Genomic DNA, 26,247 nt, shown 5'->3' with positions numbered 1-26,247 from the left:
ACAATCGTTTTTCAGGTGCTAACGACATACGACTTTAACTTGTCTATCAGCTCCGGAAAACCAGCCAGCTCACGCTGAATTAACTCAATGTCAAACGTTTGCAAGCCACCATCTAACGACCGGCAATAACGGTCCAATACCTCACAAGAATTTTCCTGCGCGAATGCAGCCAAACGGTTATTGAATTCTTCGATATCAAAAATGACCAAATCGTTCTTGATTCGTTCCCAGTCATTTAATAAATCATTCTCCAAATAATCAATTATACCCGGTAAGTTTGAAACATGTTCATGTGGCGCATACAATTCCTGCTTATCCACAATGCCCTTCTCGCTTGGTTTATACCCAATCGGCAGAAATCGTTGCAAAATAGCTTTCACATCTTTTTTCAAAGCTGGTTTTTCAAGGTACGCATCAAACAAAGAGTCAATCCGGTTTCTTTCACTTCTCATGGTTGATGCCGTAAACGCAACAACTGGAATATGCTTCAGCTTTTCATCATTCTTGATTATCTCCGTCACGTCGTATCCACTTAGGCCCGGCATCCGAATGTCCATAAAAACCAAATCAGGAACATCAAACTGTATCATGTCCAGGGCCTGCGCCCCGCTGTAAGCTTCCATGAACTCAACATTTTCGTTCCCGATGATTCTTTTCAGGACCGTAATATTCAGCTTTACATCATCGACAATAAAAATCTTCCGGGGTTCCAGAACTCTCTCATATTCCATCTCTTCCTTTCCTGTCTCGTTTAACGGGATATCAGAGATTTTTAAATCACGAAAAATCAATGTAAATGTCGTTCCCTTCCCAACTTTACTTTTCACCTTAACTTCTCCATTCATCTTCTGTATCAAACCATTTACAATGGCTAATCCTAAACCCGTTCCCTCGTAATAGCTGCTGCTTTGACCGGATTGCTGCGTAAAAGCTTCGAAGATTTTTTCTTTCTGGTCTTCACGGATTCCAACTCCCGAATCTTCAATATTGACAATCAGATTGATCAGGTTGTCATACGAAGTTTGGGTAGCGTACACCGAAACATAGATATACCCAACACGCGTAAATTTTATGGCGTTATTTATCAGGTTGAAAAGAATTTGGTACAGCCGGATCTCATCCATATATATAAAGGCCGGCACCGAGCGGTCGATATGAATATTGAAAGCCAGGTTTTTTTCTTCAATCTTTCGTTGAAGGACTTTTTTAATTTCGTTTACCAGTGTATTGATCCGCACAGGTTTCAGTTCGAGGCTCATTTTCCCTGATTCTATTCGGGAAAGATCCAGCAAATCATTAATTAGCGTTAACAAGTTGCTTCCGCTGGTCAGTATTGTGTGCAAGTAACTCCTGTGTAGTTCGTTATCGATATTGTCGTAGAGCCACTCACTAAACCCCATGATGGCATTCATGGGCGTCCGGATTTCGTGCGACACGTTGGCTAAAAACTGTGATTTGGCACGAGATGCTTCCTCTGCGTTGTTCTTGGCGATGTTTAATTCTCTTTCCTTTTCTTTTGTTTCCGTGACATTGCGAATAATTGAAAGGACCTCTGAATCATTCATCTTAACTAACCTTACTTCATAATACTCCAGGGCATCCAGGTTGAAAAGCTTAAAATCGAAGTGCGAATGTCCGTTGTCCAGACACGCATTAATTGCAGTTAAAAATCGATCCGACAACTCTTTGTCCAAAACCGAATCAATCGAATGGTTGACAATATCATTCCAATCGCGAAATATGCCGGTTCGTTTGATTGTTTCGTACGAAATAACCTTTCCGAAAGCCGAAAGCCGGAGAATCTGATCCGGTATCGATTCAATAATACCTTTATTTTCACTCGCCCTGCGAACCAATTCTGTCCGCAACCGATACCGAGCAAACGCATCGGAGATAATATTGGAGACAGTTTTTAACAGCTGAATTTCCGACTGAGACCATTCCCATTCGTTCCTACAATCTTCCAACACGATAAATCCGGTTGTATTTCCTGAATTTCTCAATGGAAATATCATCACTGACCTGAGCGAGTCAACTTCGATAATTTTCTTTAACTCCTCAGGAAGTGCAGAAGGTGTTTCCGGATAGATCGTTTCGTTGTTCTCAAGCATCAACCGAAAAGACGGAATTTGTTGGTACGTTACATGATCAAATCGATCAATTTTAGATTCGACTCCCTTATTGCACCATTCGTAAGTATCACTGATATGGGAACCATCTTTGCTATCCTGGTAAATGGAAACACGGCTGACCTGCGTATGTTCCCCGAGGTTACGAATCGATTCATTCGTTATCATATCAAAATCATCGAGCGCGTTGTACCGAAGTAGTATATGGGAAACCAACTCCTGTTGGTTCAGGCTTTTTGAAATGGCAATTTCACTTTTCTTTCGTTCACTGATGTCAATCATCACTCCCCGAACACCAACCACTACATTTTGCTCGTACATCGGCGCCGTATAAACGATTACAGGAAATTGCTCACCATTTTTTCTGAGTGCAGTATATTCATTTGATAAGTGTTTCCCCTGAAGCACCAACGGTAAATTCTTCATCATCTTTGTCCGATCGCCCGGCACAAATACGCTAAATACGTCGAAGTCGTCATTATTTATTTCACCTGAAGAGTAACCTAATTCCCTCAAAGCATACTGATTGGCATAAATTAATTTTCCACACCTATCGACCTCACAAATCATTTCGGGAAGGAAGTTCGTCATTTCACGATAACGCTTCTCACTTTTCGCCAGCTTAACCTGCGTTCGCTTTCGGTCGGTTATTTCGTGGGCAACAATTATGCAGTGCTGGTAATTACAATTCTCCGATGCGGTAAAAGCAAATTCCCGTTTGGTTTGCACCTTTTTCTTATTCTCGCAAAAAGTACAATTCTCGTAAGTAAATTGTACAATGACCGAAAACCACCTTTGCTCTTTCAAACCATTTCCGAGCACCAATTCCCTTCGGGTGACACATTTTTTTTCGCGGAATTGCCGGGCACCGTGCGCAAAGAATTCTCTTTTTTGTCCGGAAGGAAGAAAACTCAGAATATTTTTCCCAATCATGTCGCGTCTATCAGCTCCCAACACATTCTCAGCAATCTGATTGGCATAGATAATTCTTCCGTCAACCGTAGTTTTGCAGATCAAATCGTTCACACTTTCAAGAAGCTCAAAATACTCCAGTTCTTTTCGAATATTCTGTTGAAAACGATTCTCAGCTTGCATACGTGCCGAACGTTCTTTCTCCAGCTCTTCTCTTAGGATTTCAATCTCATCTTTCATCGCACAACCTATTAGCGTAGTTGTTTCTGATTTTTATTAGCGGAAATATCCTGACACATATACTTTTATCATTTATATCTTGCTAATTTTTACTCATGAGCAAACTGCAAGCATTTGTGCTGCGCCCCTTGCCAACGCTTGAATAGTTAGATTAAAAAACAAAAGAAAAAGGATAGTATCACCGTTTTTAATTTTATTTCCGGTTTTTTAACAGATGTAACCCGGAATTCGCTTTACCTAAACATAAATAAGAATTAGTTTTACGTAAAGGAAGAATCGTAAATTATTTGGCTCTCCGGATTACAATTCGAATAACCAGAAAGAATTACGAGAAGACAAGAATTTTTGGTGACAGGAACAACATCGCTCTTTGCCACTGAAAAAGGAGCTGAAGGAATAAATCATCAATAGGCAAAAGATTTTCAGACATATAAAACAGCCCCAGCCCCCGGACGGTCGTCACTTCCAAAACATTGCAGGGCCCCCTTTCACCTGGTTCCGCCCTGACAAAACAGCTTTTATACGACTTATTTCATTGAGTCCCTGGGATTCTTATTGCAATACATTGAAGTAGTTAAAAACTGAACGAAAGAATCAATCTGTTAAATAAAATTTATCGAAAATGAAAATTGCAGTTATAGGTACCGGATATGTTGGACTTGTCTCTGGAACCTGCTTTGCAGAGACAGGTGTCGATGTTGTTTGTGTAGATATCGATAAGAAGAAAGTTGAAATGCTTCAGAATGGACAAATCCCCATCTATGAGCCGGGACTTGAAGACATTTATAAAAGCAACCTGGAGAAGAAGCGACTAACCTTTACTTCCGATTTGAAAGATAGCTTAACGGATAGCGACGTCGTCTTCATTGCTGTGGGAACGCCTCCTGACGAGGATGGAAGTGCTGACCTTAAGCACGTACTGGGCGTTGCATCAGAAATTGGTAAGCATCTGGAGCACTACATGGTTGTCGTGACAAAAAGTACAGTTCCTGTGGGAACATCGCTGAAAGTAAAAAAAGCACTTCAAGCCGAACTGGACAAAAGAGGCGTTGATATTCCGTTTGATGTGGCCTCTAATCCTGAGTTTTTAAAAGAAGGCAGCGCCGTTCAGGACTTCCTTAAACCAGACCGGATTGTAGTAGGAACAGAATCAAAACAAGCCGAGAAGGTTCTCACTCGTCTTTACAAGCCCTACCTGCTCAACGGACACCCCATCCTGTTTATGGATATCGCCTCCTCCGAGATGACGAAATACGCGGCTAATTCCATGCTGGCAACCAAAATTAGCTTTATCAATGATATTGCCAACCTATGTGAAATAGTGGGCGCCGACATTAATATGGTCCGCAAAGGAATTGGCTCTGATGTAAGGATTGGAAATCGTTTTATTTATCCGGGCACCGGTTACGGAGGCTCCTGTTTTCCGAAGGATGTACAGGCTCTGATTAGAACCGCGGATGAAACCGGCTATTCGTTGGATATTTTAAAAGCAGTAGAAAGCGTGAATTATCGTCAGAAATCTATCCTGTTCTCCAAACTGAAAAAGCATTTCAACGGCGACCTTATCGGTAAAAAAATAGCTCTCTGGGGCCTGGCCTTTAAACCCAAAACAGACGATATGCGGGAAGCTCCGTCACTTGTAATTATTGATTTGCTGATCAAAGCCGGAGCCAATGTGGTTGCGTACGATCCGGTTGCAATGAAGGAGGCCGACAGAATCCTGCAGGGAAAAATCACGCTGGCGGACGATCAATACGAAGCATGTATCGACGCTGACGCTCTAGTTGTGGTTACCGAATGGCCCGAATTCAGGATGCCGAATTTCAAGGTACTGGAAAAACTTTTGAACGAGAAAGTGATTTTTGATGGTCGGAATATTTATGACATCCAGGAACTCTCGGAGTTTGGCTTTGACTATTACAGTATCGGTAGAAAGGAAGTAATCACAGAAAAAATATCTTGAAATGAAGCGCATTTTGGTAACAGGAGGCGCTGGATTTGTGGGGTCGCACCTCTGTGAAAATTTACTCGAACAGGGAAACGAAGTTATCTGTCTTGATAACTTCTTCACCGGCAAGAAGCGGAAAATTGTTCACCTGCTCGACAATCCCTATTTTGAGTTGGTAAGGCACGATGTTATCATGCCTTACTTCATCGAAGTCGACGAAATCTATAACCTCGCCTGCCCGGCCTCCCCTATTCATTATCAGTACAATCCCATAAAAACCATCAAAACATCAGTAATGGGGGCCATTAATATGTTGGGACTGGCGAAACGCATAAAAGCTAAAATCCTGCAGGCTTCGACCAGCGAAGTTTATGGAGATCCCGATGTACATCCCCAACAGGAAGCCTACTGGGGAAGTGTGAATCCAATTGGCGTTCGTTCGTGCTATGACGAAGGGAAACGCTGTGCTGAGTCACTATTCGTCAATTACAACACCCAGAATGATGTTCGGATCAAGATCATCAGGATATTCAATACCTACGGTCCGAAAATGGAACCCAATGATGGTCGCGTTGTTTCGAATTTCATTATGCAGGCCCTGTTGAACAAGGACATAACCGTTTTTGGCGATGGCACACAAACCCGTAGTTTTCAATACATCAGCGACTTAATTAACGGCATGACACGTATGATGAATACGGAAGATTCATTTAAAGGTCCTGTTAACATTGGAAATCCGACTGAATTTACCATGTTGGAACTGGCGAAAAACATTATCGATTTGACCGGCTCAAAATCGAAAATTGTCCATCTCCCGTTGCCGAAAGACGATCCGACCAAACGTCGTCCGGACATTTCGCTCGCGCGTGAAAAACTGGGGGGCTGGGAACCCACGGTTCCACTACGTAACGGATTGATAAAGACAATCGAGTATTTTGATCAACTGCTCGTCGAAGAGCCCGAAACAAAAGCTTTGTTCTAAAGTCAGAAGGAGGTTATCAACTGGTGAAAACATTTATTTCCAGAAGGTAACCTCTTCTATTTTTACTTTCAGTCCATCATATCTAAATACAAATATCTGTGAAAACCGACTCTACTACCAGAACTCCTGTTGTATTGGTTGTTGATGATAACCCAAAGAATGTCCAAATCATTGCACTGATTCTGAAAGAGCTGAATTATAAAATCATCATAGCCGTTAACGGGAAAAATGCCATTGAAATGGTGAACAAAAAACGCCCTGATTTGGTGCTAATGGACGTTATGATGCAAGGGATGGATGGCTTCGAAGCCAGCAAAATCATCAAGTCATCTCCTGAAAACGAGAACGTTCCTGTTATCTTCCTGACCGCTCTCAATGAAAAAACCAATATAGTCAAGGGATTTGAAGCCGGCGGTGTAGATTACATTACAAAGCCTTTCAACAAAGAGGAGTTAATTAGCCGTATCAAAACTCATCTCGAACTGAAGTATACCCGGGATGAGTTACAAAAAACGACGCGCCATTTAAGTGACCTGAATGAAATAAAAGACAAAATGTTTTCGGTTATCGGACATGACCTGCGCTCCCCTGTAGGAAGTATCAAGATGACGCTTGACTTGTTACTCTGCAATCAACACAACATGAAAGATGCCGAGTTTATGGAAACCATACACTTGCTCAACCAAACCAGTGATGAAGTATTCAGTCTTTTGGAGAATTTACTGGGATGGGCCAAATCGCAAAGCGGAAATATTACAATACAAACCGAAAAGCTCAACCTGAAACAGTTGTCTCTGAATCTGTACTTACTCCAAAAGAGTAATATGAACCTCAAGAAAATTAGGTTTGAAAATCGAATTGAAGATGAGATCGAAATACTGGCCGACGAAAACACTTTCATGTCTATTCTGCGAAACCTTATTTCCAACGCCATCAAATTCACACCCGAAGGAGGAAATATTTCACTTTCCGCAACCAGGAAATCAAAAACAGTTGATATTGCCGTGATTGATAATGGGATGGGAATTCCTCCGGAGAATCTATCGAAGTTATTCGATGAGAAGCAATTTATCTCGACCTACGGCACCAATAATGAAGCCGGCAGTGGACTGGGCTTAATTCTTTGTCAGAGTTTTGCCCGGTATAATAACGGACTGATCCGGGTTGAAAGCACGCCCGGAAAAGGAAGCAAATTCATTGTCGAAATGCCGATTGCCCATTAGAGTTTAATGATTTTCTGTGCCTTATAACCTTTTGGGGTTCTGATTTGAAGTAGATATATACCCTTTTTTAGCCGCGGAAAATACAATTGGATAAAAGGCTCATAGGTACTATTTTCAACCGATTTTGTCATGAGCAACTGCCCCGTTATCTCACGTAAACTCCAGGAAAGAACCGGGTCAGAATGATGGTTGGTAATTCGGATACTGTCGTGAAATGGATTGGGAAAAGCAAACCATTTGGCGTGATAAACAGCCGGATTAACGGGTTCACCTACCGAAATTTCAGCACCTGATATTTTTACCGCATTTTTAACCGGTTCCAGCGTAATAGCCAGAACACTATCCCGAACATTTACCTCGAAGCTTTCCTCTACAGCTGTATTAAGTAACTCGTCAGATATATCAAATGATTTAGCTATTAATGAGTCCTGCGCCCAAATATTCATAATTACGGGCCCATTCGAGTCATAGTCAGATGAGCGATCGGTGAAATACAGTTTAACCCGATAATTGTGCGGCTCACATTTAAAACGAAAATGGAGTTTTTCTTTGTCGTTTGCTCCATAGAAGAAGGGACCAAACAAACTATCAGGAGCCGACGTTGTATTGATTCCGTTCCATGAAAAACTACCGGTGGCATAGACTTTATCCAATGTATGTGTCGTGGAAAAGGCAGCCACGCCCTGCCAGTCAATTGGCGACCCGGCCAATTCAGGTCCACCGAAGTTTTCCCGGTAGATTACCTGACCGGGCTCCATCGGCGTCTGATGAACGGAAAGATGAAATGTGTCCCGGGTTACTCCTCCATAGCCATCATCTGCTTTTAACGAAAAAGTATAGTCTCCAACATCCTGATAAAGCGGTTCTGTTTTCAGGATAAACAGACTGTCATTCTGCTTTTTCAACCGAACAAAGGGAGGTAAATTATTGGATATAAGATTGACCGGATCATGATCCGGATCAATAACAGTGACCTTAAAACTCTGCTTTTCGAGATTCCTGGTAACCAAATTCCGGTTGGCATAAATTACGGGGCTTTTATTCGCCGGATCCCTGACAACCAAATTAAAAGCCTTTTTGATATCAATTCCGTTACTTTGCTCAGTATCACTGGCGATTACCCGATAAATTCCCTTATTTGTCGGTTGTGTAAAGCCACGAAGTAACAACTTGCCGTTACCAACTTGCTTCTTTTTGATAAACGGCGGTAAACCAACCACATCCACAAAAACGCTGTCATTATCTGTTACTATCGCCCTAATGACAGAATGAAGTGAGTCACCAAAATTGACGTAGATGTTTTTTAAATCAACGAAAGTTGGCCATGAATTAAATTGATACCCCAAGCCAGGCTGTGGTCCATAGTCCTTGTAAATCGGCGAATTTCCTGTATCGGGGACATAAGTTCCGTTCACAATAGCAAATTTCAGAACAGGCAAACTTTTTTCCTGATTGTTTTGAAGCGTCGCATTTGTGCAATCCTTACATCCGGAATGGTAGAATGGTATCAGCGTGTTGAAACTATTATTCTCCAGGTTAATCGCATTCAGCTCATTTAAATTAAGCACCACCTGATTTCCAACTGTATTCAGGAAGTAATTCCCTTTCACTACTATCGATGATAACGTGTCCGTCACCGTCCTGTTGTCGATAAAAATACCATGGTTCTTCTCAATGTAATTAGAATAAATCCTTATGTGTCCCATCCCAAAAACAACGATGCCTCGCTCATTCGATTCTGATATAATGTTATGGTAATAATCCCCTACTGTATTATCTCCCATTTGGGTATTGTTGCTTTGCGCGTACAGTTTGGCTGTTCCGTTATCAAACATCAGGTTATTATACACTTCCACGTCTTCCACTGCATTCGCCAGTTGAATAGCCTCACGTTGCGTATGCGTCACAACATTGTTGAATATCCGGACATGTTTGAATTCCATCCCCGGTGTTTTGGTTTCACCAATGTACATACCTTCCGAAACATGCTGGATAAAGCAGTCGTGTATCACCAGGTTTTTAAATACCGGGATGGGATTCGGAGGCGAAGCATGGTAGTCTTTTTTGGCCTGAATTCCCATAAATCCGTAATGATCGATAGCAATAAAAGCTACCTCAATATCAGAACTTAACCCGCTCAGGTTGACACCCGCACCCACCGCTTTCAGATGGAATCCATAGCGAACGGAAGGTGAACCCGACCCCGTCAGTTTGATGTAGTGAGAATCGCGTAATTCAATGCCGGCATAGTGAACCGTATCATCGATGGCAACCTGTCCCCCCTGGTTGATAATGACGATTGGAGCTACGGAACTACCGTTGAAACTATCAAAAACAACAGAAGTTGTCCGTTGAGATGAAATAAAAATGGTATCTCCGGCAGTAGGAGGCTGAGCAAAATAATCAGGCGTAACCTGATAGGGAGCCTTTGCGTCAATCAGAAATTTGCTTCCTTTTGCAATCGGCGCCAATAACAGTAAAAAAACCACGACCAATATCCCTGTGTTGATTCTGTTTTCCCCCATATGTCCACCTCACATTCCAATTTTCTCAATCAATCGCCTCGTTGAGCCCGTTCCCATTTCACACTTTGGTTACCTTTTAAATATCTTTTCAATCCCAGAAAAACAGAAAGGTTCATAATGAAAAAATAGTAGGGAACGAATAGCAGTTTGATGCGGATTTTTCGGTTCTCAAAGAACCATCCGACGAAAGCTGCCATATAGAAAAGAACCTGTCCGGCCAGAAGCAATGTGTACAAATTTTGTATTGAGAAACCAGCCTGATAAGCCAATACGAAATTGGCCGGAATAATCAGCAGAAGTAACAACGGAGTCAACGTCCAGCGCAGTACACGATGCGAAAAATACTGAAACGAAAGCGTCCTGTATCGAAAGATGTTCAACAACTTTCGCAAACGAACAACCGACTGGATGCCGCCAGCTGAAATCCGTATTTTCCGCTTTAATTCTTCCTTCACATTGGCCGAAGCAGTCTCGATGGCATAAGCGTTGGGATTGTATTGAATGGTATAACCTGCCATGGCGACGCGCAATGAAATAATAAAGTCATCCAACAGCGTGTCTTTTTCCACATCCTGCCACAACTCGGTGCGGATCGCAAAAAGCTCACCGGCCGCCCCAACCACGGAGTACAATTCGGCATCCCATTTTTTCAGTGTCGATTCATATCGCCAGTAAAGTCCCTCACCTGCCCCGGCTGCCGCATCAGCATCTTTGTTGTGTATGCGTTTTTCACCACTGACACATCCTACTTTGGGATCACGAAACAGATCTACAATTTCCCGGATGGAATCTTTTCCCAGCTTTGTATTGCCATCTGAAAAGATAACGATCGGGGTTTTCACGAATTTTATTCCTCGGTTCATCGCGCCGATCTTGCCTCCACGTTCATCAACATGGTAAACTTCAACTCCATCATATTTTCGTAAATGTTCCGGCGTTCCATCATCTGAGCCATCGGTCACCCAAATATGCTTTACTTTTTCCCCGGGATAATCGAGACTAAACGAGTTTTTGATTTTCTCATCGATGTAATCCTTTTCGTTGTAGGCTGCAACAAACAGAGTCACTTCAGGCTCATAAACCTCATGAGGCTCAGATATTATTCCTTTCCGAAAAAACCGCTTCAGTTTTACCAGGAAAAACAATAAAATTCCGTACCCCAGGTACGAGTAGAAGATGATAAATAATGATATCCAGAAGAAATATTCCAATCCTTTCATAAACAGCACTCTTAACTTTCTATACTTGCCTATTTTATTTTGCCCGATTGGGATTGACCCGCTTTTTCCGGGTGTCAGGTTTCTTCATAGCTCGTCCCAGAAAAAGCATTCGGGGGATTGGATAGCGATCCAGTATTAATTCCACCAGGATGGGAAAAGCCAATCCCACCCCAAGTGAGATAAAAAAGACAAAAGCCGTTTGGTGAATTCCCATGTCATTCAGTAAAATTCGTCCTCCGGATGTTCCAAATGAATGAAACAGATAGATGGTGTAGGCAAACTTCCCCATCCAAACCAACCAATCGACCACCAAATGAATGCGCAGACACATAATAACTCCTGTAACACCTATCAACAGGCCTAATCCGCCATTGGCAGAGAAATGATAATCAATCAGTCCATACCAGGCCAATTGCTGAATAATAATCCCAATAACCAGAATAGAGCCGACGATCCAAAGAAATGTCCTGTTCCTGAAAAATGTATCAAACCGTTTAATTCCGATGCCTAACACAAAAAACGGGAAAAGGTAGATAGCTCCTTTAAAGCCAAAATAGTTGGGAAAAGTTTTCGGAATGATGGTGTCCCGAAAAATGAGTAAAAGAAGCGCCAGACCAAAGAGAATTGACCAATTCGGAAGCTTATCGATTAATTTTTGAACGTCGATGAAAGAGATAAGTAAAAAACAAATGAACAGAGCCATCAAATACCAATAGAGCGTATAAGGAAAAATTAAAATCCGCCAGATATGCCTTAACGGATACGAGAAATTGGTTCCGGGGACAAGATTCTGAATGATATAATACGTTCCCCCAACAAAAATCAATGGAAGTAGAATTCTTCTGATTTTCTTCAACGAAAACTCTTTCCAATATCCAAAAGTAGCAGGGCGCAATGCATAAACCCACCCCGATATGACGGTAAACAAAGGCATTCTGAGGTACTGAAAAGTGTAATACAAGTGCCTGAGAAACGAATCATCAGCGACTTTCATCCCACCATCCGATTTCGACCCGATTACATGCCCCATCACAACTAAAATAATCGCAAGGCCTCTCAATGTCTCTACCGATAAATCTTTTTTAATCGTCTCTTTCATTACTGCGCATTTAGTAAGTTGTATTTGAAAGCTCATTAAAGTGCCAACTACTATCTCAGACCCTTTCCCACTGGCCCGAAGTTTCATTGTACCGCTTAATGATCCTTGCTGGATTTCCGACTGCTACCGAGAACGGAGGAACATCTTTGGTGACGACACTTCCCGCTCCAACCTGGCTTCGCCTACCGATGGTAACTCCGGCCACCACTACTGAATTAGCACCTATATGTGCTTCCTCTTCGATGATGGTTGGTTTAATGTCCAGTGGCTGACCACGCGAATTCTTTCTTCCATCCTGATACCCGTGATTAAAACCGGCAACAAATACGTGCTGCCCAAGTCCGGAACCATCTCCCATCGTTACAGGACCAATGATAACACTGCCAATCCCAACACGGACACGATCACCCAAAATGACATCACCGGACCCGTTATTAACAGTACAAAAATCCTCAATGGTCGTTAACCGGCCTATTTCGAAACGATGCCACGGAAAAACATCAATTCTGCTTCTTTTCCGAATTTTGGCCCCTCGACCTTTTTTATGAACGAACGGATTTACCAACCATCGGATCCACAAACGCGGCCGGGGGTTTCGATTGGGTGTAATCATCCAGATAGCAAATGCCTTCATACGTGGATTCGCTTTAATTCTTGCAACAAAATTTTTCATCTATAAGCTTAAGTTTTTCTTTTTGGCTACCAGTTCTAGGTATTTATAAATTTCGTTAACGTTATTCTTCCAACTATGACTGGTTCCATATTTTCTTCTGGCCTCCTGCAGCTGTGGAGAATCTTCTTCCAGCGCTTTTTGGGCCAGCTCAACATAATCTTCTTTAGTCACGCCCAGATAGGTATACTCCCTGAAATATTCCATGGCTTTGGTTGCACTTGCCAGCGTAGGTTTTCCCATAGCCAGATACTCATCTATTTTCCGGGGATAATTGCCGATCGTTGCCTCATTGATTAGTTGCGGGTTCATGGCAATATCGAACCCCTGAATATAACGTGGTAATTCAGACGGCTCGCGGCTTCCCATAAAATAAACGTTGTCTATCTGATGAAGTCTGGAGCGTTTAAATTGATCATCTTCCGGCCCTACCAGGACAACACTCCAACTTTTATTTGTTTCGGCCAAATGAGCGATAATATCGACGCTTAACCGACTGCCTGTCAAATAACCAACGTACCCAATAATTGGCCGGGGAATATCCTTCAAATCATCTGCTACCCTGACTTCATTCTCCTCATTATTAAACAGGCTAACATCACACCCCTGCCCAATCATGAAGGAATTCGGATTGAATTTCGCCCCATATTCGGCATAAGTCAATGAATTATTCACCACTATATCAGCACGTTTTATAACTTCCGGTTCCAACCGAACACCGTGTTTCCGCCAATAGGGGTTTTTCGTCAGGTAATCACGCATGTAATACACGGACATAACCGGCTCAAGTAACTCTTTCATATGCAGCCCCAAAAACATTGAACTATCATTAAAAAGAATGTAGTTTTCAAATCCTAGTAGTTGAGCAGCTTCCAGAATATTCTTTGCAAACCGGCAGGCATTTTGACGATTCAATCGGTCGAACAATCGTTTTGAACGAATCCAGTTAATTGATCGTGTCCGGGTATTTGGGTACAGGTTCCAGAGATTCGGCCCAATACTGACCAGCTCTTTTTCTCTGCCCCTTTTTACCTCCAGTCTTTTCTTAACCTTTTCAGTCTTTCTTTCCCTTATTAGTGTAATGGTATCTAACGGTGGATTCACATAAAGCACACGGTTATTTTTGGCAAACTCCGTTGCAATATTCTTGCAATTACTACCAATCTTTATGTCCCACGGCTGTATGCCAATAACAATAATGTCCCTACCCTTCATAATCCTTGTCTGTTGATTTATTCGCAACACGCTTATAATGTTCCAGGTAGTTGAGTGCCATGTTCTCCCATGAAAACGACCGAGCCCTTTTTAATCCCCTGGCAATTAACTCGTCGCTTTGCTTCGAATCAGAAACCAGACGCAACATAGCCTTTGTTATCTCGCCTGGCACATTCGGATTGACTAATAAGGCAGCATCGCCTGCAACTTCCGGCATAGATGAAGTATTCGAGGTAATAACCGGAACTCCGCAGGCCATTCCTTCCAGTATGGGAATGCCAAAACTCTCCCGTAATGAGGGATAAAGAAAAAGCCTGCTTTGATTAATGATTGCCGGTAGATCGGTATTGACAACATACCCGGTGAGGTGAATCTTGTCCCGAATCTCAGGATGACCGATATCGGAAAGAATCATCCTTAATGCACTTTCATCATAATCGAGCATAACGAGATTATACTGCTCTTTACTCTGCTCGTTAAATTCGGCAAATGCCTTTAAAACGTTTGCTGTGTTCTTCTTTGGATCTGTATTCCCCAGGAAAAAAAAGAACTTCTCCGGCAAATGGTATTTTTCCTTTATGTATTGAAGTAAATTCTGGTCGTCAATTCTCTTAAAATGCTCCCCTACACCATTGTAGATGGCTTCAAGCTTGTCTTCCTGCCCCATGAAATCTTTAATACGCTTTCGCTCGTAATCTGAAACTGTAATCACACACTTGCTACTCTTCACCACTGAGGGAACAATCCATCGCCTGTACATATTTCCCAGCTTCTGATACCAGGTACCATCCCTGTTAAACAAGCTAACCTTTTCCAGAAAAATAATATCATGAAGAGTGAGAATTAGCGGAACTTTACTGCGAATCGGCCCTGTGTTACTGGTACAATGAAGCAAATCACACCCCTCAGCTTCAGCAGCCCGGGGCAAGGCAAACTGCTCCCAAATGGGATATGGGCCACCATGCAGCTCGACCACCTTAAAATTGGGCGCTTCCGGTATGCAGGTATTGTCTTTATCCGGTTTCACAAAAATGACATATTCATTCTGCTGATCTGCTTTCTGGAGATGACGAATCAACTCCAGGGCGACCATATCCATGCCGTGTTTATTTTTGCGAAATAACCGCTGTCCTTCAATGCCAATTTTCATGCGCTTTCTATTTTATTCTGAAACACCGTGTTCTGTGTGGATAAACTTCTTGTTGGCGCCTTTCAGCCTAAACAATGAGAATAACATCAGCAGAAAAGCTTTGGGAAGTTCAAGCAAAGCAGGAAAGTTTTGTCGGTTATAAAAGTGTGAGGGTATGGCGAAAACAAAAGCGATAAAAACCATCAATGCCATGTTTAACCATTGCGAAAAATGAAATACGAAAAAGTCGTTTGCTCCGGGCCATAAACTGATAATTCCATAGCCTAAAGTCAGTAGCGTAACTCCGCCCAACAACAATATCCTTGGCGGAGAAATCATTTGATAAACTTTGTCAAAATAGTCGATATTGCCCCTCAGAAGCAAGTGTTTTAAGCCCGAAAAGAAATACCGTCTGAAATAGATGAGCTGGGCCGATAGCCACCGCTTACGCTGATTGGCAAACGCATTTGCTTTTTGGACCTTCTCATCCAGAATCAAGGCATCATTGAGATACTCAATCTTAATGCCTCTTTTCAGCAGCTCCATTTCCAGCTCTTTGTCAAATCCGCCTACCGCTTTAACAGTCGACATCATTTCTTTAAAAAGGGAATAGTCAAATGCCATTCCCGAACCAATCAGAGCAGAGGATAATCCCAAATTCCGGTGTCCTTTCCGAAAGATCCGGTTATTTACCTCCTCACTCACCGCGTCAAGCAACGCAAAAGAGGTATTCAGGTTCTTCGCAACGCGATGTCCCTGCACAACCCGAAAGCCTTTTTCAAACGCTTCGTTAAAGCGCTCGAGGACATCATCAGCCATTATATTGTCTGCGTCGAGTACGACCGCAATTTCATAGCCGTCTCCCAATTGCTCCATTGCCCGGTTAAGCGATTTCGATTTGGTACTTTTCTCAAAGCTTACCTCAATCAATTTAACGGGAATCTTCTTCAGACCGTTAATGGTTTCGGGTTTAAATGAATCGGCTATGACAACAACATCATAATTATCATTGCCATATGTCTGGCGAAGGGCTTTTTCAGCAACGTCCACAATCACTGCATCTTCCTTGTAACCGGGAATTAAAACAGCTATCCGTCTCCTTCTGCTCGCCCGCTGTCTTTTATCCTTCGTTGAAAACCTGGATGCCACTGCGAAAATCAGGACATAAACCGTGGCTATGGCAAAGTATATAAAAGCCAAATATTCAATTGCGTTAATGATGTATTTCAAAAAAGCCATATTCATCAAATTAAGATCGTCAAACGACACCCACATTTAGCTTCTCTCCAATTGTTCCCTGTTCGCCATCCATTTAAGTACTGGCACATCCGGCTCATAATCTTGGGTTTTGATACAAACCTTTGTGCGATCTCAAATTCCAAAACATGCCCCTCAGGAATGCTCTCAACAAATCAAATCTTCCCTGAAGGACATATCGCAATCCTGACCTCGGCATAGCAACCATATTTAGATAGATGAGATTAACCAACAACTTGATTCCGGAAGAGTTCCTTCGTGCATACACTACCCGATTCCGGGATATATAATAGACCTTCAGTGGACTTTCCTTTCCGGTAGAAATTGATTCCTTATGCATGACCAGCGAACGGGGCTGGTAATAAATTTTGTAACCGGCCCTGCGGATTCGGGCGCTCCAGTCATGTTCTTCGTAATACAAAAAGTAAACTTCGGCCATCAGACCTACTTCTTCGATCACCCGGCGGGGAACCATCATGGCTGCACCGTGAACCGAGTAGGTTTCTTTCACATCATCATATTGCCCTTTATCCATTTGGTGATAACCAATCAGGTTTTGCCGCATGGTATAAGGGCTCATGGGCGTATATCCAGCATACTGAATGGTGTCGGGCGTATGAAAGAACCGTATTTTCGGACTAATCATTCCGATTGATTCGTCCTGGTGAAACAACTCGACCATTGGCTCGATAAGCCCCGGTTCTACGACCGTATCGTTATTAATAAACAGCAAAAACTCACCTTGTGCAGCTCTAATCCCGAGGTTGTTTCCTCCAGCAAACCCGAGATTCTCCCGGCTTTTTAACAAGGTAATTTCCGGAAATTCCACTTTGAGCCAATCCGGTGAATCGCCCGGTGATGCATTGTCAACCACAATAACTTCCACATGAGGATAAGTAAGCTTTCGCAAGGAAATTAACAACTCCCGCGTAACTTCCGATTGATTATAGTTCACCGTTATGATGGACACCAGCGAATTTTCTACCATTTTATGCTGCATATTCAATGAGTTATCCTTCTAATACTTTCTCTCCTTTCATCGTCTCCCCGAGCGCTTCCCTATCAAATTTGTTACTCATAAAGAGAAAAGCCATGCTGGAATAGATTAAAAGTCCGGTGGGCATTTGACCCAATACACCATTGCCGTACGATGCAGCCATAATCCCCAGGATTCCGCAAACCAATGCACTCATTTGCGCCTTTACCCAATCATCCCGTATCTTAAACATGATCCGATAAGCGCTCTTTATCACGATATAAAACAGGATAAAAAGATGTAAAGCCAGGCCGACAATACCCTGCTCGGCCCAGATAGCCACATACCAACTGTCTGTTGGAGTATTGGCCAGAAAAGTATTCGGACTAAAACGCAGGCCCCAGTTTCCGGACGATCCGATGCCACCACCGAAGGGACGAGTGGCCAAATAAGCTTTCAACTTGCGTTGATTTGCCAACCTCACCTGCAACGAAGCATTGTTGGGATTGAACGCCGTACGCATCCGGTTAATCGTATAATTACTGTTTCCAATGGTGGTATATTTGAAGAAAAACAGCACAGAAGCGCCAAGAAGCAGCCCTGCCAACATGACTTTGATGTTTTTTCGAATGAAAACATAAAAGGCAAACCCAATGAGTGGTACAGCAATTGCACCTCGGGTACCGGAAATCATCATCCCATAAAACCCCAGCAGGGCCGTTAGGGCGTAAAAAATCCTCAAACGGGGATTGCCTCTCTTGTTCAGCGCCAGAATGGAGAACACAACAGCCGTATGCCCCTGTGCAGCACCAAATTGTCCGGCATCGGAATAAAACGAGAAAACCCGTAGTTTCCCGAACAATATATGTGTCACTGCCCCACCGTTATCAAGCCAGCGCTGTTCAAATGGATCGACGCCGATGAGATGTTGCTGTATTCCTTTCAATGACGCCAGTATCGAAAGACTTGCCCAGAAAATCAGGAACATGTCCAGGTCCTTCCTTTTATCCATCAGGATAAAAATCAACGGAACAATGAATAGCATATACAAAGCGATACCACGCATCGCATAAAACCAGGCCACGCGACTGACGGCTTCGGGATTCAGCAATTCGAACAACACATATGCATACCAGATAACTGCCAGCAAAGTCAGGTCTGTTCTGGCATTTCGCCAGGGCACATGTCCCCGGAACGATTTGAAGAAAAGTGATAGATAAATCAGGACAAAAATACCGTCAATGGAAAGTCCCCAAGGCAAGGAGACATACCGACTCAGTCCATTCGCGATGAAATCCATGACAAAAATGGAAAACAAGCCAACCTTTGGATTCAGAAGGATTATCGCGATGAAGATCACAATAAATGGAAGGGAAATCATACCCAAGCCGGCAATAATGCCCAACTTCGCCGTCAGCCAGGCACCTGCCGTGGCTACCAGAAACAACAGAAGAATACCTCCCGGTTTTTTCAGCAATTCCGCTCCATATGTCCTATCAAACGCTCCCATTCCGGTCGTTTATTAAGTACAACTTCAAATCCTTCAGAAAATAGACAGTCTCAGTGAAAACCGGTGCTATTCGTATCTTTATCAATTTCGACAGATAACGATTTCCCAACCATATACCCGCGGCCGTAAAAAGAACAGTTACAATGGCTACAAATTCGAGCGATTGGAAGACGAAAACACCGATTAAATCGCCCACAATATTGGCCACCGCCATCACAACTACTTTGTAAAGATTATACCGGGGGCGATTCAGGCTGTTAAGAGCAACACCCGTGAACCGGTCGTACGGTAAAAGCAAAGTATAAACGGTGAAAATCCGGAATATCGAAACCAGCAAAGGCATCGAATCACGGTATTGGCTTCCGCCTAACAGGATGATCAATTGACCTGCAAACAAATACACCAAAATAGCTACGGGTATAAACAATAAGGTAATCACCCCTGTATAGCTGTAAAAAGTCTTCCGAAAGGCGTCTATTTCGGAGTTCTTGCTCAAAACCGACAGTTTGGGAAAAGCTGTCATCGAAAATGCGCGCAACGGTATTCCCAGTAAATCGGTTAATTTCATTGGAATCGCATACATAGCAATAGCCGCAGAGCCCAGTGCAGGACTAAGTCCTATAATAAATGTATCGGCACTTCGAAGTAAACTGGAACCAATGAGGGTTCCCATGGAGAATTTTCCAAAATTGAGAAGATTCCTGCGTGCATCACCGGTTGTTTTCCCCAGGAAAAACAGTCCGTCGTATTTGCGAACCATGCAATAAATACTGGCAAACAAATTGGCTATCAGATGCGCCCAGATAATCCTCTGCAATCCCCAGTGGAGAACCAGAAAGTTGACCAATAAAAAAACAACGAAACTGGCCAGGTTAATTGCCTGCACCCACAGCATCCGGAAAAACCGCTGTTCCGCCTGGAACAATGCCAGTGAATTATTCCAGCTAAGATTAACGATTGCCAGCAATGGATACCATTTCAAAAAGAGCATGTACCCACTACTCAAAGCCACACCTGCTCCTCTTAATACCAAAAGCAAGCTCCAGAAGAATACAACAATGGCTGCACCCAACACAAGGTTAATCCCGAAACTGGTTCCCAGATACGTTCTTTTCACGTGCCAATCAGCCCCGGAGATAAAACGAATAACAGCTGTACGAGTCAGTCCGAATCGCAATAAATCGGTAAACGATGCTAACGCGGTATAAAGCACCCAGTCGCCGAAACTACTCTTATCCAGCGTACGGGTTAAAATAAGAAACCCGATCAGCCCGAATACGGCGACACCCACATTGCTTCCCAGCGAGGCAACATTTTTCTCATGAATAAGCTGTTTAATCAGTTTTATCATGAGACGATTTTATTTTTCGAAAAAAAACGAAACTGAACAAACTTTTTCAATACACGACGAAGCCAGCTTCACTTTCGAGGCAAATCACCCAGTACATGTTCCATTTCACTCAGTTCGACTCCATTGAGCAGAATAACTGGTTCGGGTGTTTTGGTAATCGCTCTGAAATTGGTTACGATATTCCTATCGGCATCCGACCAGGACCGGTTGGCCCTACAAACAAGGTAAACGTGGTCGGACTTCTGAATCAGTTCAACCGGGAACGGATTCTTCAGAATACCGGGAATTTCCAGGAAAACAAAATCAAAATCCTGAAGTTTGCCCGCCAGATCATTCGGAAGTAACTCTTTCAAAGAAGTAACGCGATAAAATTGTTCATCGGGTTGATAATGAGCTGTAGCAAAGAAATCGCTTCCACGCTCTGTCTCTATTTCATATCGAACAGGATTTACAAACAATACCTTGTATCCCAGCGTCACCAATTTGGCTGCAAGCAACTGCCCCAGATAGCTTTTGCCTTCATGCTCCTGAGTTGAACCTAAAATATTGAGGGCATAGCCTAATGAATTTTCAGCAGACTCTTCACTGGTGAATATCACGTGGCGGGCGATTGAGTCAATGGCTTTATCCTTCAGGTACGTATAGTCGACCTTTTTATTTCGTGGGTCAATTTTCGGGAATATCGAGGCAACTTTTAAGCCGATCATGCGCTCGGCCCGTAAAACGGTTTTTATGCTGGAATCCATAAATTCCAATGCAAAAATGGCGAGTGCTACCAGAATGAATCCCAGTAATCCAGCTAAAATAATCAGCAACACACGTTTGCTTGGTTGCGGTTGAATTGGGAAAAACGGAGGATCCTGAATTTTTAGGTTGGAAGTCAACTCAACGTTCTGCTGCTTAAGCTTGGCTGTACTTAAACTGTTCAGCAACGAGAAGTAGCGCTTCTCAGCGATATCGATCTTTCGCTCGAGTTTTTTCATAGTAGCGCCTAACGGAGCATACCGGGCATAGATGCGATTAAATTCCTGCTTCCGCTTATTCAGTACTTCCAGTTGCGCTTTGCTGCTCTCGAAATCGATTATATTTTGTAGCCAATCATCAAGCAGCGAATTGGTCGAAACACCTTCGGTGCTATTGTTCGTGTTATACAAAGCATCAACCGATGATTCCAGCTGCTTTTTCAGGTTGTTCGCGCGAAGCTTTAACTGCGCCAGTTTCTTATCGGAATTCACCGTGTCCACCGAATCGAGCTGATTTTTCAGATTCATGGAAGCCAACTTGAGGTTGACCGCCGCCATTTCATCCCGGATTTTCAAAACATCTTTGCTCTGAATCTGCCTCTTTTGCTGAGAGTTCATTCTTGACTCCAGAAAGCGAACGACTGATTTGGATGCCTGATATTTCATTTCAGTCGCCTGGTATTCGGTTTCCAGGTTCTCTTTTTCCGTTGCGATATTTTTTATTTGCTCACTAAAGTCGATGATGTTGTTCTTCTGCTTAAACAGGAGTAATGAATCTTCGGCGGCAGCCAGTCGTTTGTCTGCTTTATCCAGTTGCGTTTTAAAATAAGAAACCACGGCATCCGACTGATTGACTTTCATTTGCGTATAAGAACGGATGAAAACGTGGCATAAAATATCCAGCGTGTTTTGACAAACGCCCGGATCTTCTGAAGTGTAGGTTATCTTCAACAAGTCACTATTGGAGATCCGCTCGACATCGATTTTTGACAGGATTTCATCGACACTGTAATCAGGATTCGACAGATTTAACAACCTGTAAATAAAATTATTGTCACTTCTATTTTTGAACTTTCTGAAATTTTCAAGTGTCTTCTGGAAATTACCTTTTACCACCAGGCTTTTAACACTGTCCGGCACATCCTGCATCAGCTGACGATATTTCTCGTTGGAGATGAGATGCGGATCAGGTTTATCGAGTAGCATTTGCTTTGTAAACAATTCCAATCCAACCTCTTCGATTGTTTTTCTTGACTGGATAATGTTGATTAAGTTATCGAAAGCGGTCTTATTGGCGTAGAAATCAGCACGCTGATTATCTGCCACATCAATAGACGAACCGGAAACAATTCCCGTATAGATTTCTGTTGTAGATGAGTATTTCTTCTGCTGGTTTCTTGTTAGAAAAAATACAAAAACAGCTAAAACCACCGGCACAGTTATGAGTAACCATATGTGGCGTAAAAGCAGTCGGGTGAAAAATAGCAGATTAGAATTCATTCCTTTAATTTCAATTTAGTACCTACGATTTCCTGTAAAACCAAAAATGCTGTTTGAAAAGCCGATTGATTGCTCTCAAAGTCTTCTTGCGCTTGCGCTTGCAGCTGACGCAACCGGGCTAACTTCTCAATGGAAATCTTCCCATTAATGAATTCCTTGTGCGCTTCCACTTCCTGCAGATTGAAAGAATTTAAGGATGCATTGGAGACGACCATCAACCGATGATCTTTTATTACTTCGTTGTATTGAGTAATAACCCTTTGTCGCAAATCCATCAGTGCTGCACGGCGTTTCTGAACTGCTTTATCCTGCTCCGATTCGGCTATTTTTATATTGTTTTTCCGCTCAGTAAAAACGGTAAGGGGTAACGCCAGCGATACACCTACCGAGTAACGCGTTTGCACAGCATTGGACGTTGAATTCGCCAGATTCTGCGAAGACAAGTTGTTTGACAGAATCAAATTGTCGAACATGCCGTATCTCAGATCAGATCCCAAAGAGAGATACTGCGTCCAATTACGTTTTTCCGTTTTTACATTTCGCTCGCTGATGCTCACATCTGCATCAGATTGTTTTACCAAGGGAGAATTTTTCTCGGCCATCGTGAGTAGTTTACTCAAGGGAGGTAATTCCTTCGAAATATCATTCTCGGCCAAACTCTTGGCAAGAAAGTCATCAGCTACCTGAGCCCTGGCTGAGCCATAAGCAAATAGCAGAATAATCAATACAAATACTTTGCTCTTCATTAAACATTCTCCTTTTGAAAAACTGCAGGAACGGTTCTTAAAATAATCCAAATGTCTTTCCAGAATGAAAACCGGTTGTTAGCAATCTTCACATACCTGTTATCGAGACTTTTCCTCTCTTCCGGCGACATTTTAGATGTTTTTCCCCTGGCTTCTACCTGCCAGAGGCCTGTTATTCCTGCGGGTCCGTTAAAACGATCGGTCCATTCATCGGTTGTCAGCAACTCTGCCTCATACAATGGCAACGGCCGGTTTCCAACGATGGACATATCGCCCTTTATCACATTTATCAATTGCGGTAGTTCGTCAATGCTTAGCTTCCTGATTATTTTTCCAACCTTCGTAATACGCGGATCATTCTCAAACTTCACAAAAGCGTGATCCTGTTTCTTTTTTCTTCCATGAATATGTTCTGTCTCGCTTACAGCCACATCATCGCCAAAAAGCACGGTCTCCTTTTCAGGCATAGCTTCCCCCTCTTCCGAAACCAAAACATTTTCTTCTTTCTTTGGCTCCTCTTCAGACTCTTTCCGGGCATATTGATTCAGGTGTTCAAACTCCTTCAACCGTTTGTCTGCGTCTGCATACATCGAGCGCAATTTCAGGAAATTGAATATGTTATATCCCGTTCCCACTCTCTTCGATATATAATATACTTTCCCCCTGGACTCCAGCCGGATAGCAATAACAAACAGAAGCAACAAAGGAGATAAAAGAAGTAAGGTGATACTGGCAAAGACGATATCAAAGAGCCGCTTAAAAACAGGCGTTTTGTATGGGCTAACGGCATCTGAATCGGTCTCTTTAAGGATAAGAGACAGTTGTGGCTTTAGTTTCCGAATGCGTTGAATTCGGTTATAAATCATTTCTGCTGATACAGGCCGGGCATAAACATCATCGATTTTTTGCTGCATGGCGGCCTGAATATCAACACCCTGTTTTTCATTAGTCAACACGATATAGGGAACAGAATGAAGCGGATCGAATTGCTCGACAAATGTTTGGTGAAAATCGAAACCATTAATTCCCGGCAAATCTCTTTCGCAAACAACCGCATCCGGCAAGCCATCATTATTTATCAACTCCGAAGCCCTTAATGGACTAGGTTGATGTTCCAGTTTTATAAACGTATGGTGAGCTGCTTCAGAAATAAGCCCTTCATCATCACCGACATAAAGAAGCTTCAACTTCTCAGTTATGTTCTTCTCCATTAAACCTGTTTTACCGGGTTAGCACTCTTTCAATCCTAATCAGCAACTCCTCTGGATTAAAGGGTTTCGTGATATAGTCATCAGCCCCAAGCCTGAGGCACTCCACCCGGTCGTTGCTACTTTCACGACTACTTAGCACGATAACCGGTATGTCTTTGAAATAACCGCTTTCTTTCACTACCTGAATGAGTTCCATACCATCCATGTTGGGCATCTGGATATCGGTGAGAATCAAATCCGGAATGTTGCCTTTTTGCAGCCAAGCCATGGCCTGCAACCCATCTTCGCTCAGTTCCACCTCAAAAGATTTACTGAGGAATTGCATAATCAGCTTACTGATAGAAAGTTTGTCATCCACGACTAGAATCTTCTTCATACGCTTCTTAATAAGTTCTCAAATACAACACAGAAATTCTTAACCGATAAGTGCTACGTTACAGACATTTAAAGAAAGTTCCCTAAAAATTGACGCGCTTACCATTTTTAGGTCAGTGGGAAGTGAAAGCCTATCCCTTGTTGCCACGACTGACAACTCTGACAAAAACCGAAATACGCTGACAGTGAGGTTTGTAGTCAGCGTAAATTAAAATATGAAAAGTCTAAGAACCTTTCGACATTAAATCTTCGGCTAAAGACTCACAATAAATCTACATAGCTAACTAAATAATATTGCCTTCTAAACAATGTTGTACGGGTTATGATTAATGTTAGTTTTAATATTAATCTATATTAACTTTTGTTCTCATTTGTTAGCATTATAGCAGTGAATCATAGACTTCGGTCATTATTTTAACTTTCGTGAAAGAAAAAGTCTATATAACTAAATATTAATCAAGCAAATCACTACTTTTGGATGAACCCAAACGAAACCAACTGTTATGAAATGCTTCCTTGCTTTACTCCTATGCTTCTTTCCGTTGATTATCAATGCACAAGAACTACAACTCGTCTGGTCGGACGAATTTGACTATGAAGGACTTCCCGACACCACCAAATGGAATTATGAAACGGGGTTGGTTCGAAACAACGAAGCACAGTACTACACAGACCATCGACTGGAGAATGCCCGGGTAGAAGATGGCAAACTTACCATCACTGCTCTCAAAGAGCCATATGAGGGAGCTGAATACACTTCGGCCAGTTTAAACACGAAGAAAACTTTCAACTTTACTTACGGAAGAATTGAAGTACGTGCCCGCCTTCCGAAAGGACGCGGAGTATGGCCTGCCATCTGGACACTTGGAAGTAATATCGACAGTGCGGGCTGGCCCGCCTGTGGTGAAATTGATATCATGGAATATGTTGGTTTCAATCCCGATACCATTTATGCCAATGTTCACACCCGCGATTATAATCACAATCTGGGAACCGGAAGAGGCGACAAAGTCCGTCATGAAAACGCCTCTGATGAGTTTCACGTATTTGCCGTTGATTGGTACCGTGACCAACTGGTCTTTTCGATTGAAGGTATTCCCTACTTTACCTGCAAGGACAACAGTGAAGGAGAAGGCGCCTGGCCGTTCAACAAACCGCAATTCTTACTCATCAACCTGGCCATCGGCGGTTCGTGGGGCGGTCAGCAAGGCATCGACGATTCAATCTTCCCCGCCGAATACCAAATCGATTACGTCCGGATTTATCAGTGGAAAGAATAAAACTGA

Annotated in this window: 19 protein-coding genes; 4 read left to right on the top strand and 15 right to left on the bottom strand. The window is 42.7% G+C overall.

Going from position 1 to position 26,247, the window contains the following annotated elements; all coding sequences use genetic code 11:
• Positions 1-11: 11 nt before the first annotated feature.
• Entirely contained in the window at positions 12-3,281 is a 3,270-nt protein-coding gene (locus AC060N_RS09195; protein WP_479526837.1) for a PAS domain S-box protein, read from the bottom strand.
• Positions 3,282-3,903: 622 nt separating this feature from the next.
• Between AC060N_RS09195 and AC060N_RS09190 the strand changes: the two genes are divergently transcribed.
• From AC060N_RS09190 to AC060N_RS09180, 3 genes are all read left to right on the top strand, one after another.
• Positions 3,904-5,244 carry a UDP-glucose dehydrogenase family protein gene (locus tag AC060N_RS09190; protein WP_479526836.1) on the top strand — a complete coding sequence of 447 codons (1,341 nt, stop codon included), beginning with the start codon at positions 3,904-3,906 and terminating at the stop codon, positions 5,242-5,244.
• A gap of 1 nt (position 5,245) precedes the next feature.
• Entirely contained in the window at positions 5,246-6,211 is a 966-nt protein-coding gene (locus AC060N_RS09185) for a UDP-glucuronic acid decarboxylase family protein (protein ID WP_479526835.1), read from the top strand.
• Between the two features lie 98 nt (positions 6,212-6,309).
• Positions 6,310-7,434: a hybrid sensor histidine kinase/response regulator gene (locus tag AC060N_RS09180; protein ID WP_479526834.1), complete on the top strand. Its 1,125-nt coding sequence runs from the start codon at positions 6,310-6,312 to the stop codon at positions 7,432-7,434.
• On the opposite strand, the gene AC060N_RS09175 is transcribed toward AC060N_RS09180, so the two are convergent.
• From AC060N_RS09175 to AC060N_RS09110, 14 genes are all read right to left on the bottom strand, one after another.
• The gene (locus AC060N_RS09175) at positions 7,431-9,959 is read right to left on the bottom strand and encodes a T9SS type A sorting domain-containing protein (protein ID WP_479526833.1); all 2,529 of its coding nucleotides are present in this window, start codon (positions 9,957-9,959) and stop codon (positions 7,431-7,433) included. The genes AC060N_RS09180 and AC060N_RS09175 overlap by 4 nt on opposite strands.
• Before the next feature lie 29 nt (positions 9,960-9,988).
• Entirely contained in the window at positions 9,989-11,179 is a 1,191-nt protein-coding gene (locus AC060N_RS09170; RefSeq protein ID WP_479526832.1) for a glycosyltransferase family 2 protein, read from the bottom strand.
• Positions 11,180-11,213: 34 nt separating this feature from the next.
• Positions 11,214-12,278: an acyltransferase family protein gene (locus AC060N_RS09165; protein WP_479526831.1), complete on the bottom strand. Its 1,065-nt coding sequence runs from the start codon at positions 12,276-12,278 to the stop codon at positions 11,214-11,216.
• A gap of 55 nt (positions 12,279-12,333) precedes the next feature.
• Positions 12,334-12,951 carry an acyltransferase gene (locus AC060N_RS09160; RefSeq protein WP_479526830.1) on the bottom strand — a complete coding sequence of 206 codons (618 nt, stop codon included), beginning with the start codon at positions 12,949-12,951 and terminating at the stop codon, positions 12,334-12,336.
• Complete coding sequence (locus AC060N_RS09155; RefSeq protein WP_479526829.1) at positions 12,952-14,163, bottom strand: glycosyltransferase; 1,212 nt, start codon at positions 14,161-14,163, stop codon at positions 12,952-12,954.
• Positions 14,153-15,313: a glycosyltransferase family 4 protein gene (locus tag AC060N_RS09150; RefSeq protein WP_479526828.1), complete on the bottom strand. Its 1,161-nt coding sequence runs from the start codon at positions 15,311-15,313 to the stop codon at positions 14,153-14,155. Before AC060N_RS09150 ends, AC060N_RS09155 begins: the two co-directional genes overlap by 11 nt.
• 12 nt (positions 15,314-15,325) lie before the next feature.
• Complete coding sequence (locus tag AC060N_RS09145; RefSeq protein WP_479526827.1) at positions 15,326-16,531, bottom strand: glycosyltransferase family 2 protein; 1,206 nt, start codon at positions 16,529-16,531, stop codon at positions 15,326-15,328.
• A gap of 94 nt (positions 16,532-16,625) precedes the next feature.
• Entirely contained in the window at positions 16,626-17,549 is a 924-nt protein-coding gene (locus AC060N_RS09140) for a glycosyltransferase family 2 protein (RefSeq protein ID WP_479526826.1), read from the bottom strand.
• A gap of 10 nt (positions 17,550-17,559) precedes the next feature.
• The gene (locus tag AC060N_RS09135; RefSeq protein WP_479526825.1) at positions 17,560-19,035 is read right to left on the bottom strand and encodes an O-antigen ligase family protein; all 1,476 of its coding nucleotides are present in this window, start codon (positions 19,033-19,035) and stop codon (positions 17,560-17,562) included.
• Positions 19,022-20,386, bottom strand: a complete 1,365-nt coding sequence (locus AC060N_RS09130; RefSeq protein WP_479526824.1) for an MATE family efflux transporter — start codon at positions 20,384-20,386, stop codon at positions 19,022-19,024. Before AC060N_RS09130 ends, AC060N_RS09135 begins: the two co-directional genes overlap by 14 nt.
• Positions 20,387-20,454: 68 nt before the next feature.
• Positions 20,455-22,629 (bottom strand): GumC family protein, encoded by a 2,175-nt coding sequence (locus tag AC060N_RS09125; protein WP_479526823.1) that lies wholly within the window; start codon positions 22,627-22,629, stop codon positions 20,455-20,457.
• Positions 22,626-23,375, bottom strand: coding sequence for a TolC family protein (locus AC060N_RS09120; protein WP_479526822.1), 750 nt, complete (start codon positions 23,373-23,375; stop codon positions 22,626-22,628). Before AC060N_RS09120 ends, AC060N_RS09125 begins: the two co-directional genes overlap by 4 nt.
• Complete coding sequence (locus AC060N_RS09115) at positions 23,375-24,586, bottom strand: sugar transferase (RefSeq protein ID WP_479526821.1); 1,212 nt, start codon at positions 24,584-24,586, stop codon at positions 23,375-23,377. The genes AC060N_RS09120 and AC060N_RS09115 overlap by 1 nt, the downstream gene beginning before the upstream one ends.
• A gap of 10 nt (positions 24,587-24,596) precedes the next feature.
• On the bottom strand, positions 24,597-24,962 hold the full coding sequence (locus tag AC060N_RS09110) for a response regulator transcription factor (protein ID WP_479526820.1): 366 nt from the start codon (positions 24,960-24,962) through the stop codon (positions 24,597-24,599).
• A gap of 502 nt (positions 24,963-25,464) precedes the next feature.
• Between AC060N_RS09110 and AC060N_RS09105 the strand changes: the two genes are divergently transcribed.
• A complete protein-coding gene (locus AC060N_RS09105; RefSeq protein ID WP_479526819.1) occupies positions 25,465-26,241 on the top strand; it encodes a glycoside hydrolase family 16 protein in 777 nt (258 codons plus the stop codon).
• The last annotated feature ends 6 nt before the right edge of the window (positions 26,242-26,247 follow it).

It is taken from the genome of Prolixibacter sp. DSM 2831 (genome assembly GCF_056493735.1).
The sequence above is the reverse complement of the archived record's forward strand: the minus strand, read 5'-3'. Positions and strand labels throughout refer to the sequence as shown.

Coding starts and splice junctions, on each gene's coding strand:
- AC060N_RS09135 (WP_479526825.1), bottom strand. CDS start 19,035: ATGGGAGCGTTTGATAGGACATATGGAGCGGAATTGCTGAAAAAACCG.
- AC060N_RS09125 (WP_479526823.1), bottom strand. CDS start 22,629: ATGAATTCTAATCTGCTATTTTTCACCCGACTGCTTTTACGCCACATA.
- AC060N_RS09150 (WP_479526828.1), bottom strand. CDS start 15,313: ATGAAAATTGGCATTGAAGGACAGCGGTTATTTCGCAAAAATAAACAC.
- AC060N_RS09145 (WP_479526827.1), bottom strand. CDS start 16,531: ATGGCTTTTTTGAAATACATCATTAACGCAATTGAATATTTGGCTTTT.
- AC060N_RS09185 (WP_479526835.1), top strand. CDS start 5,246: ATGAAGCGCATTTTGGTAACAGGAGGCGCTGGATTTGTGGGGTCGCAC.
- AC060N_RS09165 (WP_479526831.1), bottom strand. CDS start 12,278: ATGAAAGAGACGATTAAAAAAGATTTATCGGTAGAGACATTGAGAGGC.
- AC060N_RS09160 (WP_479526830.1), bottom strand. CDS start 12,951: ATGAAAAATTTTGTTGCAAGAATTAAAGCGAATCCACGTATGAAGGCA.
- AC060N_RS09155 (WP_479526829.1), bottom strand. CDS start 14,163: ATGAAGGGTAGGGACATTATTGTTATTGGCATACAGCCGTGGGACATA.
- AC060N_RS09170 (WP_479526832.1), bottom strand. CDS start 11,179: ATGAAAGGATTGGAATATTTCTTCTGGATATCATTATTTATCATCTTC.
- AC060N_RS09195 (WP_479526837.1), bottom strand. CDS start 3,281: ATGAAAGATGAGATTGAAATCCTAAGAGAAGAGCTGGAGAAAGAACGT.
- AC060N_RS09120 (WP_479526822.1), bottom strand. CDS start 23,375: ATGAAGAGCAAAGTATTTGTATTGATTATTCTGCTATTTGCTTATGGC.
- AC060N_RS09140 (WP_479526826.1), bottom strand. CDS start 17,549: ATGCAGCATAAAATGGTAGAAAATTCGCTGGTGTCCATCATAACGGTG.
- AC060N_RS09190 (WP_479526836.1), top strand. CDS start 3,904: ATGAAAATTGCAGTTATAGGTACCGGATATGTTGGACTTGTCTCTGGA.
- AC060N_RS09110 (WP_479526820.1), bottom strand. CDS start 24,962: ATGAAGAAGATTCTAGTCGTGGATGACAAACTTTCTATCAGTAAGCTG.
- AC060N_RS09175 (WP_479526833.1), bottom strand. CDS start 9,959: ATGGGGGAAAACAGAATCAACACAGGGATATTGGTCGTGGTTTTTTTA.
- AC060N_RS09115 (WP_479526821.1), bottom strand. CDS start 24,586: ATGGAGAAGAACATAACTGAGAAGTTGAAGCTTCTTTATGTCGGTGAT.
- AC060N_RS09105 (WP_479526819.1), top strand. CDS start 25,465: ATGAAATGCTTCCTTGCTTTACTCCTATGCTTCTTTCCGTTGATTATC.
- AC060N_RS09130 (WP_479526824.1), bottom strand. CDS start 20,386: ATGATAAAACTGATTAAACAGCTTATTCATGAGAAAAATGTTGCCTCG.